Source organism: Clostridium sp. MCC353 (genome assembly GCF_018785315.1).
Classification (GTDB): domain Bacteria; phylum Bacillota; class Clostridia; order Lachnospirales; family Lachnospiraceae; genus CHH4-2.
In genome coordinates, this window is sequence record NZ_WQPN01000047.1 from 1 (window position 1) to 291 (window position 291).

The window sequence follows — 291 nt, forward strand, 5'->3', positions numbered from 1 at the left end:
CAGCCCACCTTATGAAGTGAGATATAGGAAATCAAATCAATAGGCGCTTCAAATACATACAGGGTATTGCTGATTCCCTTCCAATGAAAGCTGTACCGAGGATCGCTCCCTTCAATATTCCCGCGGTAACTCTTTCCGTAGGTGCAGATTCCCTTTTTATGTGCATGCCTGGCTGTCCCTGCTTCATCTTTTCCCACAAAGATTGCATTGTGAAATTGCTTTGCGCCATCCTTTGACGGCTCCAGACTTTCGTAAATCAGACCGCTTCTTACAAATGCATCCACAATCTCC

1 protein-coding gene is annotated in these 291 nt (G+C 45.4%); it reads right to left on the bottom strand.

From position 1 onward, the window contains the following. Nucleotides 1-291 (bottom strand): DUF3991 domain-containing protein (locus tag GPL15_RS09945; protein WP_215698525.1); only part of this gene is annotated, 291 nt, incomplete at both ends.